This window comes from Thalassovita aquimarina, assembly GCF_018219815.1.
Classification (GTDB): Bacteria; Pseudomonadota; Alphaproteobacteria; order Rhodobacterales; family Rhodobacteraceae; genus Thalassobius; species Thalassobius aquimarinus.
In genome coordinates, this window is the sequence record NZ_JADMKU010000011.1 from 38,213 (window position 1) to 52,696 (window position 14,484).

Below are 14,484 nucleotides of genomic sequence, written 5' to 3' on the forward strand. Positions count from 1 at the left end.
GTTCAGCGTAGCATATGGCAAGGATTTTTAAACCAGATGTAGACTTAGGCGCTCATTTCGGCACGATTCAGCGCACATTGCGACCAAAGTTCGTCCATGGCCCGTACCAAAGTATCCATTTCGTCGGGTCCGTGAACCGGAGACGGCGTGAAGCGCAAACGTTCGGTGCCGCGCGGAACGGTTGGGAAATTGATCGGCTGAACGTAGATGCCGAACTGTTCCAGCAGCATGTCGGAAAGCTGCTTGGTATGCACCGGATCGCCGACGATGACCGGCACGATGTGCGAACCGTGATCGATGATCGGCAGCCCCAGCCCCTTCAGGCGGGTTTTAAGGATCTTGGCCTGGGTCTGGTGCTGATCGCGCCGTTCCTGATCCTTCTTCAGATGCGCGACCGAGGCTGCGGCGCCCGCCGCCACCGCCGGCGGCAGCGAGGTGGTGAAGATGAAGCCCGGCGCATAGGAGCGCACCGCGTCGCACATCTTGGCCGAAGCGGCGATGTAGCCACCCATCACGCCAAAGGCCTTGGCCAGGGTGCCGTTGATGATGTCGAGGCGATGGGCCAGCCGGTCGCGTTCGGTGACACCGCCGCCACGCGGGCCGTACATGCCCACGGCATGCACTTCGTCGATATAGGTCAGCGCGTTGAATTCGTCCGCCAGGTCGCAGATCGCCTCGATCGGGCCGAAATCGCCATCCATCGAATAGACCGATTCGAAGGCGATCAGCTTCGGCGCCTCGGGATCGTCGGCGGCCAGCAGTTCGCGCAGGTGTTCTACATCGTTGTGACGGAACACGCGCTTGGCGCCTCCATTGCGGCGCACGCCCTCGATCATCGAGGCGTGGTTCAGTTCGTCCGAATAGATGATCAGCCCGGGGAACAGTTTGGGAAGGGTCGAAAGCGTCGCGTCATTGGCGATATAGGCAGAGGTGAACAGCAGCGCCGCTTCCTTGCCGTGCAGGTCGGCCAGTTCGGCCTCCAGCCGCTTGTGATAAACGGTGGTGCCGGAAATGTTGCGGGTGCCGCCCGATCCCGCGCCGGTGGCGTCGATCGCTTCGTGCATCGCGGCCAACACGACCGGGTGCTGCCCCATGCCCAGGTAATCGTTGCCGCACCAGACGGTGATCGGCCGCTTGGAGCCGTCGGGACGGGTCCAGGTGGCGTGCGGGAAATTGCCGTTTTCCCGTTCGATATCGATGAAGGTCCGATAGCGCCCCTCTTCGTGCAGCTTGTTCAGGGCTTGATCCAGCTTGGCCGTGTAATCCACGATATTGGTCCTTCCTTCCTGGCTCGGCGTCGCGCGCTGATCCTGTCGCGCGATTATACCGGGCTTGTCCTGTTCGAACATATGCAAGAAATCGTTATAGTCCGAGCGCGTTCCCGACAACAGGTAACAAATTGACGCTTGTGATTTCCTTGACTTGCATCAACCATGCCGCTGGAAAAAACCGGGCTGCGCGCGCCCGACGCGTGAAAATTATACCTTACAGGAGACCCCATGTCGCTAGAAACCGTTCTGTCCCGCATCGATCAGGATTTGCCCGCCGCAATCGAACGGTTGCTGGAACTGCTTCGAATCCCTTCCATTTCCACCGATCCGGCCTACAGGAATGATTGCCAAACCGCCGCCGACTGGCTGGTCAGCGATCTGCAAAGCATTGGAATCGAATCAGAAAAACGTCAGACGCCGGGCCATCCGATGGTGGTGGGCCACATCGACGGCCCGGGACCGCATATCCTGTTCTACGGCCATTACGACGTGCAGCCCGTGGATCCGCTTGACCTGTGGGACCGCGACCCGTTCGACCCGGCGCTGGAAGACGTGGACGGCCACAAGGTGATCCGCGGCCGCGGATCCTCGGACGACAAGGGCCAGCTGATGACCTTCGTGGAGGCCTGCCGTGCGTGGAAATCGGTGCACGGATCGTTGCCCTGCAAGATCACCTTCTTCTTCGAGGGCGAGGAAGAATCAGGATCGCCGTCGCTGATCCCGTTCATGAAGGAAAACGCCGAGGAGCTGAAGTCAGATGTCGCGCTGATCTGCGACACGGGGCTGTTCGGCGACAGCACGCCGACCATCGTGACCATGCTGCGTGGCCTGCTGGGCGAGGACTTCACCATCACCGGGCCCGACCGCGACCTGCATTCGGGCATGTATGGCGGCATCGCGATGAACCCGATCCGGGTGCTGACCCGGATCCTGGCCGACCTGCATGACGACACCGGACGGGTAACGCTGCCCGGATTCTACGACGGGGTCGAGGAACTGCCCGAGGACGTGCTGGCGCAGTGGCAGGGGCTGAATTTCGATCACGCGGCCTTCCTCGGCGAGGTCGGGCTGAAGGAGCCGGCGGGCGAACAAGACCGGATGCCGATCGAAATGATCTGGTCGCGCCCGACCTGCGACGTGAACGGTATTTGGGGCGGCTATACCGGCGCCGGGTTCAAGACCGTGCTGCCGAGCCAGGCCAGCGCCAAGGTCAGTTTCCGGCTGGTCGGCAAGCAGGACCCCGACGCGATCCGCAAGTCGTTCCGCGATTATGTCGAAAGCCGGTTGCCGGAAGAGTTCAGCATCGAGTACCGCACCGAAAAGGGATCGCCCGCTTCGCAGATGTCGATCGACAACCCGGCGTTCGAAAAGGCCCGCCGTGCGCTGAGCGACGAATGGCCCCACCCGGCGGCTTACGTGGGCTGCGGCGGCTCGATCCCGATCGCGGGGTATTTCAAGGACATCCTGGGCACCGACGCGATGCTGATCGGGTTCGGCAAGGACGACGACCAGATCCATTCGCCGAACGAGAAATACGACCTGTCGAGCTTCCACCACGGCGTGCGCAGTTGGGCGCGGATCCTGGACGCTCTGGCGAAGCAAGGCTGATCCTGGCGGGGGTGGCGTCGCCTGAACGGCGACGCGGATGGGGGCGCCGCCCCCGTCGCGCATTGCGCGACTCCCCCGGGATATTTGGGAAAAGGAGAAGGGGATTGGCGATGCAAGGGTTCGAGGCTGGGTGCTTGCGGGTCGGCGAGGTCGAGATCGCTTACGAGATCGGCGGATCGGGGCCGCCGGTGCTGTTGCTGCACGGGTTTCCGCAGACGCGGGCGATGTGGACGACGATCGCGCCGCGCCTGACGCAGCGCTTCACCGTGGTCTGCGCCGATCTGCGCGGCTATGGCGGATCCTGGAAGCCCGAAGTGGTTGCCGATTATTCCTTCCGCGAGATGGGGCGGGACCAAGCCGGGTTGATGCGCGAACTGGGCTTCGAGAAGTTCCACCTTGTCGGCCATGACCGTGGCGCGCGCACGGCGCACCGGATGGCCTTGGATTTTCCGCAGCGGGTGACGTCGCTCACGCTGATGGATATCGTGCCGACCCACCTGCTGCTGGACGAGCTGACGCAGGACGTCGCCAAGGCTTATTATCACTGGTTCTTCCTGGCCCAGCCGGCGCCGTTTCCCGAGCGGCTGATCGGGGCCGATCCGGATTATTATTTCGAAAGCTGCCTGCTGGGATGGGGCGCATCGAAAATCGGGGATTTCGACCCCGGGCAACTGGCCGCCTATCGCGCGGCCTGGCGCGATGCGGACACGATCCGCGGCATGTGCAACGATTACCGCGCCGCGATCGAGGTGGATTTCGCGCTGGACGCGGCCGACCTGGACCGGCGCGTCACCTGCCCCACGATGGTGCTCTATGGCGCCGACGGGGCGATGGCGCGAGCCTATGACGTGCCGGGAACCTGGGCGGATCGCTGCAGCGATCTGCGGGCGCAGGGCATTCCCGGCGGGCATTTCTTTCCCGACACCGCGCCGGAAGAAACCACCGCCGCACTGCTGGATTTCCTTGGCTAGAAGATTCCGTTGAACCTGTCGGGCAGCAGGTACTGGGTGTCGTAGTCGGGCCGGTCAAATTCGTAGAATCCGGTATCGCCACGCAGCTTGAACGTGTCGTGCATGTGCTGCCGATAGGGCTGCATGTCGAAGCCCTCGACCATTTCCAGCCTCGCGAATCCGTCGAACAGCGCCCGGTCCTCGCCGCGCTCGGATGCGAACCAGTGCCGTCCGACCGCGGTGTCGTCGATACCGGTGCCGATTTCGGCGGTGACCGCGTTGCGCCGGTTCATCGCCGATGCGTATTCGCCGAAATCGCAGAATTTCAGGTGGAAGAGATACAGGCTTTCCGGCGTGATCAGCTGCCCGAACTGGGTGAAATGGCCACCGCGGGCGATCTTGGTGCCGGTCGAGATCACGCAAGGTTTCGAATAATGCGGCGCCACGCGGACATGGCGACGCGGCCCCAGCACGCGATCGGTGATCGGATCGGTTTCCACATCGATCCGGTGCAGCACCTCCAGCCCCAGCGGCGTCAGCACCCGGCCGGCGCGGCGGACTTCGAGGAACTGCAGCAGCGTGCGGCCCTTTTCCGGGTCCATCACCAGGATTTCGTCGACGTCGCCGACGACCACGTGCTTGTAGTAGCTTTTCAGCCCACCGACGATATTGTTCAAAAGCCGCCAGCGCTTCATGTCGAAATTGCGGTGCGGATCGCCCGGCAGGCCGATGACGTTGCAGCCCCGCGCCAGTTCCGCCACCGCTTCGCCGCGACCATGGTTGATCACATAGAGGTTTTCGCGGCCGAATTCCGCCCCGTAATGGCGCAGCCAGGTATCGAGGAAAAACAGGTCGTCACGCACCATGGTGACGGCGGCCGCTGTCGATTGCATTGCCTCGCTCGCTCCGATCCGGTCCCGGTTTGCCCGGGATTGTCCCCTGCCCCGTCCTAACCGGTTTGAAGGGGTATGAGAATTAAAATATGGTAAAGCCCGACAGAGGATAACTGCAGTGACACAGGCAAGCCGCCCCAAGTTATTGGATGAATTCCGCGACACCGGGCTGTTGTTGCGGCGGGTGAACGACGTGCCGCTGACCCAGTTCCAGGTGCTGGGCGAGCGCGCTTCGGCCACCAACCTGGTGCGCAAGCTGTTCGAGAAGAATATCGAGATCATGCGCACCGAGGCCTTGGGCTGGAAACACGCGGCACCACGGATGCCGGCGATCCCGCGCGATTTCCTTGCCGTGGTGGTGGTGCGCAATGCCGAAAGCTGGGCGCTGTCGATGCACAAGCGGCCTTGGCATCTGGACCCGCGGCTGCAAACGCTGGATTTTTCCCGCTTCATCCGCAGCCCCTGGCGCAGCATCGTCGACCGGCCCACCGATTTCGAGGAACTGCACCCCGAACTGGCCGACAAGGTGCTAGGCGAGGAACTGCAATACGACCGCCACCCGATCACCGGACGGCAGTACGACAACCTGTTCGAGATGCGCAGCGTCAAGCTGGCGGCGCATCTGGGCATGCTGAACCGGCACTGCAACCTGATGCTGGTGCGGGCCGAAACCGTGCAGGCCGATCCCGAAGGGTTCGCGAAATGGGCGCTGGACAGCCTTGGCCTGCCGCTCAGGGGGGAACGGATCAAGGGCGTGTCACGCCGGCTGGGCAATCGGTTCAAGCTGTCGGTGGACGCCGAAACCCGTGGCGAGACGCCAAAGGAAATGAGCGCGGAAGACCGCGGCTTCATGCGCCAGGAACTTGACCTTAGGCTGGAGGAAATCGTCGGCTACGATTATTCCTGACCGCGCGCGAACAGGACGCGGACCGCCTTGGCAAAAAGCAACAGCAAGGGCGCGCCGTGCAGGCACAGATCGAAGATGTCGATCGGGCGGACAAGAGTGCCCGCCACCAGCATTTTCAGCTTTTCCCACAGGTGCGGTTCGGGGGCGAACGGCGCCAGTCCCAAAGCCAGTGCGGCGATGATCAGAATCGGCCATGAAAGCGAATCGAGAAAGCGCATCTGACAGGCCTCAAGATGTTAAATGAGGAGGAAAATGGCGCGGTTGACGGGGCTCGAACCCGCGACCCCCGGCGTGACAGGCCGGTACTCTAACCAACTGAGCTACAACCGCGCATTTCCTCGGGTCTATCTGATCGGGCAGCGGTGGCGCGGTTGACGGGGCTCGAACCCGCGACCCCCGGCGTGACAGGCCGGTACTCTAACCAACTGAGCTACAACCGCTCGCTACCCGCTCAGGGCGTCCCGAGCGTGAGAGGCTGTTTATGCGCAGTGCCGTGCCCCGTCAAGCGGATCATGTCGGAAAATCACAAATATTCCGGACAAAATTGCGCAGCCCTATCCTGCAGTGATTTTTCCGCTGGAAAACCGGCGATGGAGGGGGCCGCGACACCTTTTCGTGGATCAAATGAACACGCAGTCCCCGGTCACCCGGCCCGGCGATGGTGGCGATTCCGTTCGCACGGCGCGGCGCGGATATTCGGCCCTTCGCAGGCACGCCATTTTACAACCCGGCCAAAGCGGCTTAACCTGTCGTTGATGGAATTGCGCTAAGACGTCAGGACAATCCTGCAGAAGTTTGATTTTAAAGGGAAATGGTGGGTGATGAGAGGCTCGAACTCCCGACATCTTCGGTGTAAACGAAGCGCTCTACCAACTGAGCTAATCACCCGTGCGGGCTCTAATAGCGAATGCCGCCATAACGCGCAAGGGGTCAGATGACGAAAGCTGCGCTGATAGTTTTCACCGATCTGGACGGCACGCTTCTGGATCACGAAACCTATAGCCACGCCGCCGCGGGTCCGGCGCTGCAGCGATTGCGGGAACGCGGCATTCCGGTGATCCTGGCCAGTTCCAAGACTGCCGCCGAAGTCGCGCCGCTCAGGGCCGAAATCGGGCTCTCAGCCTACCCAGCCATCATCGAAAACGGCGCCGGCATCCTGCCGGCGCATGGCTCATCCGCACGCGACGCCGGCGATTATGCCCGCATCCGCGCGGCGCTTGATATGGTCCCGGCGGAACTGCGGCGTCATTTCATCGGGTTCGGCGACATGAGCGATGCCGAGGTTGCGCGATCGACCGGGCTGGACCTGAACCGCGCGCGGCTTGCCCGGCAGCGCAACCATTCGGAACCGGGGGAGTGGACGGGCAACGACGAAGAGCGTGCCGCGTTCGAACGGCACCTGGCCGATCGGGGAATCACCGCCCGCTATGGCGGTCGCTACCTGACGCTCAGCCTGGGCGGCACCAAGGCCGACCGGATGGACGAGATCGCGGCGCTTTACGGCCAACCGCGCCGGATCGCCCTGGGGGACGCGCCGAACGACCTGGAAATGCTGCTGGCATCGGATGTCCCGGTGCTGATCCGCAACCCGCATGCAAGGCCCCTGCCCCCGATGCCCAAAGATCAGGCAGGACACATCTTGAAGAGCACACGAACCGGGCCTGCCGGTTGGAACGAAATGATCCTCTCACTACTCTCAGAGGCCATAAGCAGACAAACAGGAGCCTGAAGCGCGTGTCGGATTTTCACCAGAACGGCAATATCGCAACCCTGCACAATCTGCGTAGCAGCGATTCGAACTACCTGACCCGCGAATTGATGGCGATCAGCGACACCAGAAAGATTTCGCTGGTGCTGCCCTCGCTGTTTTCCGAACTCGAAGGCGACGCGCTGCCCCATATCCTCGATGAACTGAGCGAGGTGCCCTACCTACACCGGATCATCATCGGGCTGGATCAGGCGGATGCCGAACAGTTCCGCCATGCCAAGCAGTATTTTTCCCGCCTGCCGCAGCAGCATATCGTGATCTGGAACGACAGCCCGCGGATGAAGGCGATCGACGACCGGCTGGGACAGCTGGACCTGGGACCATCGGAAACCGGCAAGGGCAAGAACGTGTGGTCCTGCATGGGCTACATGATGGCCTGCAAGGACAGCGCGGTGATGGCGATCCACGATTGCGATATCGTCACCTATGACAAGGACATGCTGGCACGGCTTGTCTATCCGGTGGCCAATCCCACTTTCCCCTACCAGATGGCCAAGGGGTTCTATCCCCGGATCGGCGACGGCAAGCTGAACGGGCGGGTCAGCCGGATGCTGGTCGCGCCGATCCTGATCGCGTTGAAACGGGTCATCGGCGATCGCGATTACATCGATTTCCTGCGCTCGTTCCGGTACCCGCTGTCGGGCGAGTTCGCCATGCGCACCAACGTCCTGCCCGACCTGCGGATGCCATCGGACTGGGGGCTGGAAATCGGCGTTCTGTCCGAAGCGTGGCGCAACTTCGCCCCGAAATCCGTCTGCCAGGTCGAAATCGCCGATGCCTACGACCACAAGCACCAGGTATTGAGCCCCGACGACAAGACCAAGGGCCTGTCGCGCATGTCGATCGACATCTGCAAATCGATCTTCCGCAAGCTGGCCGCCGACGGCACCGTGTTCACCGAGGAAATCTTCCGCACACTCAAGGCGACCTATTACCGGTCGGCGCTGGACCTTCTGGAATTCTATTACAACGATGCCCGGATGAACGGGCTATACATCGACCGCCACATGGAAGAACGGGCGGCCGAACTGTTCGCCGAAAACATCGTCGAGGCCGGTCACAGTTTCCTTGAAAACCCGCATGAAACTCCGTTCATCCCGACCTGGAGCCGGGTCCAGTCCGCCGATCCGAACCTGATGGAGGCCCGGCGCAAGGCGGCGCATCTGGATTTCGAAGAGGCCGGTTAGCGGTTGGATATCCAACGGCACTGATAGGGGGCAAAGCTGATCTCGGCGCCGCTGGGGTGAATTTTCTGCCCGCTCAGCAAATCGACCCATTGTTCGCCCTCGATCAGGTTGATCGACATCGGCGAAATGGTCAGCGCATCGGCGCTGACGTTATGCAGCGCAAAAATCGACTGACCGCGGTCAAGGCTTTGCCGCCAAAGCCCGAACAGCCTTTCGTCGATCTGCAGGGTGAACTGCGTGGCGTTGGGGTGAAACGCCTTCTGCCTGCGCCGCACCGACATCCGGCGCAGCAGTTCGCTCATCACCCGCGACGGGGTGCTTTCGGGATCTTCCAGCAAGGCGTTCAGATCGGAATAATTCCAGCAATGACGGTTGATCGCGCGCTTGCTGGCCCTTTTTTCCACCGCGTCGTGATCGTTCGGCGTCCCCAGAAGCGCGTGAACATAGATTGCCGGGATGCCTTCCAACGCCATGACCACGGTCTGGCTGGCCATGAACCGGTCGAACTGCCACTGGTCTTCGCCGTCGAATGTGCCCTTCATCGCGTCGTACCAGGTGATGTTGAGCTCATAGGGGGCTTCGCCGCCGCCCGGCAGCGCCCGCATCGACACCAGCCCGCCAAAGGCGCGCACCCCGTCGATCAGCTGCGCCTGTTCTTCCGCCGTCAGCAGCCCCTCGGCCGGGCGCATGCCGATGCCGTCATGGCTGGCGGTGAAGTTCAGGTAGGCGCAGCCCAACTGCGCCGGCGGCATGGTGCCCTGCCAGCGGTTCAGCACCCGCGCCGTGCCCGCCATCATTGCATGCAGCACCAGCGGCGGAAGCGAGAAATTATAAACCGTATGCGCCTCGTTGCGGTTACCGAAATAGGAAAGGTTTTCCCCGTTGGGCACGTTGGTTTCGGTCAGCAGGATCACCGGCTCGACCGCGTAATCCGCCAGCAATCGCATCAACCGAACGATGGCGTGGGTCTGTGGCAGGTGGATGCAGGAGGTGCCGACCTCCTTCCAGATAAACGCCACCGCGTCGAGCCTGATGATCCGCACGCCATGATCAATATGCAGCCGCATGATGCGCAGGAATTCCAGCAACACCTCGGGATTGGCGAAATTCAGATCGACCTGGTCGTGGCTGAAGGTGCACCAGACATGGCGCGTCCCATTGGCGGTTTCGACCTCGCGCAGCAAAGGCTGGGTGCGCGGCCGCACCACCGATCCCAGATCATCGCTCGGTTCCGCCTCGAAGAAGAACCGGTCGTAGGGCGCGTGGCCCTGCAGGTAGTCGTTGAACCACTGCGACTGGCTGCTGACATGGTTCAGCACTAGGTCCGACATCAGTTTGAACTCCGCCCCGATCCGGTTGATATCGGCCCAGCCGCCCAGCTGCGGATCGACCGCCCGGTAATCGGTCACCGAAAAGCCGTCATCGGACGTATAGGGAAAAAACGGCAGGATATGCACGCCGTCGATCACCCCCCCGAGGTGCCGGTGCAGGAAATCGTGCAACAGGTCCAACGGCTTGTGCTGACCATCCACGAAGCTGTTGCCATAGGTGATCAGCAGGCTGTCGCGTTCGCTCCACTGGCCGTTGCCGGGCACCCTGCCGCGTTTGCGACGGTGGGTATGCGCGGGGTAAAACGCGTCGATCACCTGAGAGGCCAGGATATCGCTGTCCAGATGGGGATAAATCCGGCCCAGCAAATCGGCAAGTTTCAGGCTGAAGGTCTGATTTTTGTCTTTCATCATGCCAGCCGCCGAATTGAATCCCCCCTTTGTCCATCAGGCACGGATGTCCCGCAAGCCCGACACGGGTTACAGCGCACATGCTGGATGCATATTTCATCTTGCGATGAAAATATGTGCAACCCTGCGCATTCCCCCGTCTTCACAGGTCCAGCCCGTCCGGTTCGATCAGTTCCGGCCCGTCGTCATGCAGGCCGAACCGCTGTACCGTATGGGCACGGAACTGCCAGCCGGTGCCAAGGGTTTCACGCATCTCGCCATCCTCCGCCTCATGGCGCAGCCAGGGCCCGACCTGGTCGTCGCGCAACATCACCGGCATGCGCGTGTGGATATGCGCGATTTCGGTCGCTGCGGGGCGTGTCAGAAGCGTGCAGGTACGCAAACCACTTGCCAGTTCCGAACACAACCCGGCAAAGAAGAACGCCGGTTCGTTGGTCAGCGGCGCGATGAACCAGGGCTGTTTGCCGCCCTTCGGCCCGGTCCATTCGTAATACCCTCGCGCCGGGATCAGGCAGCGGCCGGTTTGCCAGGCATCTCGGAAGGTCGGCTTTGCCGCCGCGGTTTCGACCTTGGCGTTGAAGGTTGTCGCCTTCCAATCCGCCACGTCACCACGATGCCAATGCGGCACGAACCACCAGCGCGCCGACGACGCCACCAGATCATCGCCCCGGGCAAAGGCGATGGCGATCTGCTGCGTCGGCTTAACGTTGAATCCTTGCACCGGTTCCGGCGCGTCTTCGACACGCAGCGTGCCACCCGCGTCCAGAAACCCGCGCTGGATCGCATAAAGCTGCGCCCAGGTCATGCCTTCCGCCGCGACGAATCTCCCGCACATGAAGGCAGGTTAGCAGGTCGCGCCGGGCTGCATGCCGGAAATCTGCATCAGGGCGCCGCCTCCAAAGAAAAAGGCGCTCAACCCTGTCGGGGAGCGCCTTTTTTGTAAGCGGCAGTCAACCGGCCTTACGAAATGATGGTGGGTGATAAGGGATTTGAACCCCTGACATCTTCGATGTGAACGAAGCGCTCTACCACTGAGCTAATCACCCGGTAGCGCGCCTTTTAAACTCACTCCGCGGCTTCTGCAAGAGGGTCGTTCGCATCAAATTTGATCGTCGGCGTCTGGCGTACCCGACAGGTCAGAACCCGGGCGTTCGACAGCTGTTCCAGCCGGTTCACCTTGACCTTGCCCAACGGCTTGAGGTTCATTTCGCGGCCATCGGCCAGCGCCTCGCCAAGGATTTCCAGCGCCGCTTCGATCACCGGCTTGGCATAGCGTTTCTTCACGTCGCTGCGCGCCACCACCATTTCGATCAGTTCGGCCTTGCGCAGTTCCAGTTCGTCCGAAACCGGGGTGGTTTCGCTGATCACGACGGGTTTGGGAGTCCCCGCGGCGGGCTTGGCGGCAGCGCGGCGCACCGCGGGCGTCTTGGGGGTGGTTGTCGCAGCCGTCCTGCCGCGCGGCTTGGCGGCCGTGCTTTTTGTCGTGGCCCGTGCCATGTTTATATCTGTGCCTCGATTTGTTTTTTCCGCTCGATATTGCGGCCAGCCTAGGCAGGGACCGTCGAAAAATCCACCCCGGGCGTCAAAAAGTTAACGGCGCGCTGCTGCCTGGCATGAAAATGGCGCTCCCCGCATCCGGGAAGCGCCATTCGTTTCTTTCAGACCGGTCAGGCCGGATCAGTGGGCGACAGCCCCCTGCCCCGATTTCGATGCCAGGGCAGCGGCGGCGGCTTCTTCCGCCTCCTCGTCCCATTCGATCGCTTCGGGTTCGCCGACCAGCGCCAGTTTCAGAACCTCGCGGACATGGCTGACCGGAATGATGTCCAGCCCTTCCTTCACATTGTCCGGAATATCGGCTAGGTCCTTTTCGTTCTCTTCCGGGATCAGCACGGTCTTCACCCCGCCCCGCAGCGCCGCCAGCAGCTTTTCCTTCAAGCCGCCGATGGCCAGGGCGTTGCCGCGCAAGGTCACTTCGCCGGTCATGGCGATATCCTTGCGCACCGGGATACCGGTCAGAACCGACACGATCGAGGTCACCATCGCCAGACCGGCCGACGGCCCGTCCTTCGGCGTGGCACCTTCGGGCACGTGGACGTGGATGTCCCACTTGTCGAACTTGGTCGGCTTGATGCCGATCTGCGGCGCGATGGAGCGGACATAGCTCGACGCGGCGTCGATCGATTCCTTCATCACGTCACCCAGTTTGCCGGTGGTCTTCATCCGGCCCTTGCCAGGCAGGCGCAGCGCTTCGATCGACAACAGGTCGCCGCCGACGCTGGTATAGGCCAGACCGGTCACGACACCGACCTGATCTTCCTTTTCGGCTAGGCCGTAGCGGAATTTCTTCACGCCCAGAAAGTCGTCGATGTTGTCGGCGGTGACCTTGATATGCTCGGCCTCGCCCTTGACGATCTTGGTCACGGCCTTGCGCGCCAGCTTGCCGATTTCGCGTTCCAGGTTCCGCACGCCCGCTTCGCGGGTGTAGCGGCGCACCATTTCGGTCAGCGCGTCATCGGCAACCTCGAACTCGTCCTTCTTCAGGCCGTGGTTCTTGATCTGCTTGGGCAGCAGGTGCTGCTTGGCGATCTCGACCTTTTCGTCCTCGGTGTAGCCGGCCAGCGGAATGATCTCCATCCGGTCCAGCAGCGGCCCCGGCATGTTGTAGGAGTTCGCCGTAGTCAGGAACATCACGTTCGAAAGGTCATACTCGACCTCCATGTAGTGGTCCACGAAGGTGGCGTTCTGTTCCGGATCCAGCACTTCCAGCATCGCCGAGGCCGGGTCGCCACGGAAATCCTGCCCCATCTTGTCGATCTCATCGAGCAGGATCAGCGGATTGGTGGTCTTGGCCTTTTTCAGCGCCTGGATGATCTTGCCCGGCATCGAACCGATATAGGTCCGACGGTGGCCGCGGATTTCGCTTTCATCGCGCACGCCGCCGAGGCTGATGCGGATGAATTCGCGCCCCGTCGCCTTGGCGACCGATTTGCCAAGCGACGTCTTACCCACGCCCGGCGGGCCGACAAGGCACATGATCGGGCCCTTCAGCTTCTTCGAACGCTGCTGCACGGCCAGGTATTCGACGATCCGTTCCTTGACCTTCTCCAGGCCATAGTGGTCCTTGTCCAGAACCTCCTCGGCCCGGCCCAGATCCTTCTTGACGCGGGATTTCACGCCCCACGGGATCGACAGCATCCAATCGAGGTAATTGCGCACGACGGTCGCCTCGGCGCTCATCGGGCTCATCGACTTCAGCTTCTTCAGCTCGCCCTCGGCCTTTTCCTTGGCCTCCTTGCTGAGCTTGGTGTTGGCGATTTTTTCCTCGAGTTCGGCAATCTCGTTGCCGCCCTCTTCGCCGTCGCCCAGTTCCTTCTGAATGGCCTTCATCTGCTCATTCAGATAGTATTCGCGCTGCGTGCGCTCCATCTGGGACTTGACGCGGGTCTTGATCTTCTTTTCGACCTGCAGAACCGACATTTCGCCCTGCATCAGGCCGTACACCTTTTCCAGCCGCTCGCTGACCGACAGCGTTTCCAGAAGGTCCTGCTTCTGGTCGACCTCAATGCCCAGATGCCCCGACACCAGATCGGCCAGCTTGGCCGGATCGGTGGCTTCCGACACGGTGACCAGCGCCTCTTCGGGGATGTTTTTCTTCACCTTGGCATAGCGTTCGAATTCGCTGCCCACGGTGCGCAGCAGCGCCTCGATCGTGGCCGCGTCGCCCGGAATTTCATTCAGGTATTCGGCGCGGGCCTCGAAGAAATCGTCGTTTTCCAGATATTCGGTGATCTTGACGCGGGCCTGACCTTCGACAAGCACCTTCACGGTGCCGTCGGGCAGTTTCAGCAGCTGCAGCACGTTGGCCAGCACGCCGGCGTTGTAAATCCCCTCCACGGTCGGGTCGTCCTCGGCCGGGTCGATCTGGCTCGACAGCAGGATCTGCTTGTCGTCCTGCATCACCTCTTCCAGCGCGCGGACCGATTTTTCGCGTCCGACGAACAGCGGCACGATCATGTGCGGGAACACCACGATGTCGCGCAGCGGCAGAACTGGATAGGATGCGTTAAGTGGCTCTTGCATGCGTTTTCCTTGTTCTTGGCAAAAAGGCGCTGGTCCCGATATGGCAACCCCGGCCCTTTCCGTTTCCTGTGGTTTTATCTG

12 protein-coding genes and 4 tRNA genes are annotated in these 14,484 nt (G+C 61.8%); 5 read left to right on the top strand and 11 right to left on the bottom strand.

All coding sequences use genetic code 11. From position 1 onward, the window contains the following. Nucleotides 1-44: 44 nt before the first annotated feature. Complete coding sequence (hemA, locus tag IT775_RS12840; protein ID WP_212701602.1) at nt 45-1,268, bottom strand: 5-aminolevulinate synthase; 1,224 nt, start codon at nt 1,266-1,268, stop codon at nt 45-47. A 231-nt stretch (nt 1,269-1,499) separates the two neighbouring features. Between hemA and IT775_RS12845 the strand changes: the two genes are divergently transcribed. Beyond that, nucleotides 1,500-2,879, top strand: a complete 1,380-nt coding sequence (locus IT775_RS12845; RefSeq protein ID WP_212701522.1) for a M20/M25/M40 family metallo-hydrolase — start codon at nt 1,500-1,502, stop codon at nt 2,877-2,879. 110 nt (nt 2,880-2,989) lie between these two features. Further along, a complete protein-coding gene (locus IT775_RS12850; RefSeq protein WP_212701523.1) occupies nt 2,990-3,850 on the top strand; it encodes an alpha/beta fold hydrolase in 861 nt (286 codons plus the stop codon). On the opposite strand, the gene IT775_RS12855 is transcribed toward IT775_RS12850, so the two are convergent. Continuing rightward, nucleotides 3,847-4,722, bottom strand: coding sequence for a glycosyltransferase family 2 protein (locus tag IT775_RS12855; RefSeq protein ID WP_212701524.1), 876 nt, complete (start codon nt 4,720-4,722; stop codon nt 3,847-3,849). The genes IT775_RS12850 and IT775_RS12855 overlap by 4 nt on opposite strands. 118 nt (nt 4,723-4,840) lie before the next feature. On the opposite strand from IT775_RS12855, the gene IT775_RS12860 reads away from it, so the two are divergent. Then, entirely contained in the window at nt 4,841-5,629 is a 789-nt protein-coding gene (locus tag IT775_RS12860; RefSeq protein WP_212701525.1) for a hypothetical protein, read from the top strand. On the opposite strand, the gene IT775_RS12865 is transcribed toward IT775_RS12860, so the two are convergent. The 4 genes from IT775_RS12865 to IT775_RS12880 all read right to left on the bottom strand — a co-directional run bounded on the left by IT775_RS12865 (nt 5,620) and on the right by IT775_RS12880 (nt 6,517). Further along, entirely contained in the window at nt 5,620-5,847 is a 228-nt protein-coding gene (locus IT775_RS12865) for an RND transporter (protein ID WP_212701526.1), read from the bottom strand. The two genes, IT775_RS12860 and IT775_RS12865, sit on opposite strands and share 10 nt — an antisense overlap. A 35-nt stretch (nt 5,848-5,882) precedes the next feature. After that, nucleotides 5,883-5,959, bottom strand: a tRNA-Asp gene (locus tag IT775_RS12870). 33 nt (nt 5,960-5,992) lie between these two features. Continuing rightward, nucleotides 5,993-6,069: transfer RNA gene (locus IT775_RS12875), tRNA-Asp, on the bottom strand. Nucleotides 6,070-6,441: 372 nt separating this feature from the next. Next, a tRNA-Val gene (locus IT775_RS12880) sits at nt 6,442-6,517 on the bottom strand. 46 nt (nt 6,518-6,563) lie between these two features. Here IT775_RS12880 and IT775_RS12885 point away from each other — a divergent pair. Both IT775_RS12885 and IT775_RS12890 read left to right on the top strand, forming a co-directional pair. Then, nucleotides 6,564-7,358: an HAD-IIB family hydrolase gene (locus IT775_RS12885; RefSeq protein WP_212701527.1), complete on the top strand. Its 795-nt coding sequence runs from the start codon at nt 6,564-6,566 to the stop codon at nt 7,356-7,358. Nucleotides 7,359-7,363: 5 nt separating this feature from the next. Next, a complete protein-coding gene (locus tag IT775_RS12890) occupies nt 7,364-8,584 on the top strand; it encodes a glycosyltransferase family protein (RefSeq protein WP_212701528.1) in 1,221 nt (406 codons plus the stop codon). Here the strand turns inward: IT775_RS12890 and IT775_RS12895 are convergent. From IT775_RS12895 to lon, 5 genes are all read right to left on the bottom strand, one after another. Continuing rightward, nucleotides 8,581-10,323 (bottom strand): sugar phosphorylase, encoded by a 1,743-nt coding sequence (locus IT775_RS12895; RefSeq protein ID WP_212701529.1) that lies wholly within the window; start codon nt 10,321-10,323, stop codon nt 8,581-8,583. The genes IT775_RS12890 and IT775_RS12895 overlap by 4 nt on opposite strands. A gap of 142 nt (nt 10,324-10,465) precedes the next feature. Beyond that, nucleotides 10,466-11,158, bottom strand: a complete 693-nt coding sequence (locus tag IT775_RS12900; RefSeq protein ID WP_212701530.1) for an SOS response-associated peptidase — start codon at nt 11,156-11,158, stop codon at nt 10,466-10,468. 136 nt (nt 11,159-11,294) lie between these two features. Next, a tRNA-Val gene (locus tag IT775_RS12905) sits at nt 11,295-11,369 on the bottom strand. A gap of 19 nt (nt 11,370-11,388) precedes the next feature. Beyond that, nucleotides 11,389-11,820 (bottom strand): HU family DNA-binding protein, encoded by a 432-nt coding sequence (locus IT775_RS12910; protein WP_212701531.1) that lies wholly within the window; start codon nt 11,818-11,820, stop codon nt 11,389-11,391. A gap of 180 nt (nt 11,821-12,000) precedes the next feature. Continuing rightward, nucleotides 12,001-14,403: an endopeptidase La gene (lon, locus tag IT775_RS12915; protein ID WP_212701532.1), complete on the bottom strand. Its 2,403-nt coding sequence runs from the start codon at nt 14,401-14,403 to the stop codon at nt 12,001-12,003. Nucleotides 14,404-14,484 lie beyond the last annotated feature (81 nt).

Coding starts and splice junctions, on each gene's coding strand:
- IT775_RS12845 (WP_212701522.1), top strand. CDS start 1,500: ATGTCGCTAGAAACCGTTCTGTCCCGCATCGATCAGGATTTGCCCGCC.
- IT775_RS12850 (WP_212701523.1), top strand. CDS start 2,990: ATGCAAGGGTTCGAGGCTGGGTGCTTGCGGGTCGGCGAGGTCGAGATC.
- IT775_RS12855 (WP_212701524.1), bottom strand. CDS start 4,722: ATGCAATCGACAGCGGCCGCCGTCACCATGGTGCGTGACGACCTGTTT.
- IT775_RS12865 (WP_212701526.1), bottom strand. CDS start 5,847: ATGCGCTTTCTCGATTCGCTTTCATGGCCGATTCTGATCATCGCCGCA.
- IT775_RS12885 (WP_212701527.1), top strand. CDS start 6,564: ATGACGAAAGCTGCGCTGATAGTTTTCACCGATCTGGACGGCACGCTT.
- IT775_RS12895 (WP_212701529.1), bottom strand. CDS start 10,323: ATGAAAGACAAAAATCAGACCTTCAGCCTGAAACTTGCCGATTTGCTG.
- IT775_RS12900 (WP_212701530.1), bottom strand. CDS start 11,158: ATGTGCGGGAGATTCGTCGCGGCGGAAGGCATGACCTGGGCGCAGCTT.
- IT775_RS12910 (WP_212701531.1), bottom strand. CDS start 11,820: ATGGCACGGGCCACGACAAAAAGCACGGCCGCCAAGCCGCGCGGCAGG.
- lon (WP_212701532.1), bottom strand. CDS start 14,403: ATGCAAGAGCCACTTAACGCATCCTATCCAGTTCTGCCGCTGCGCGAC.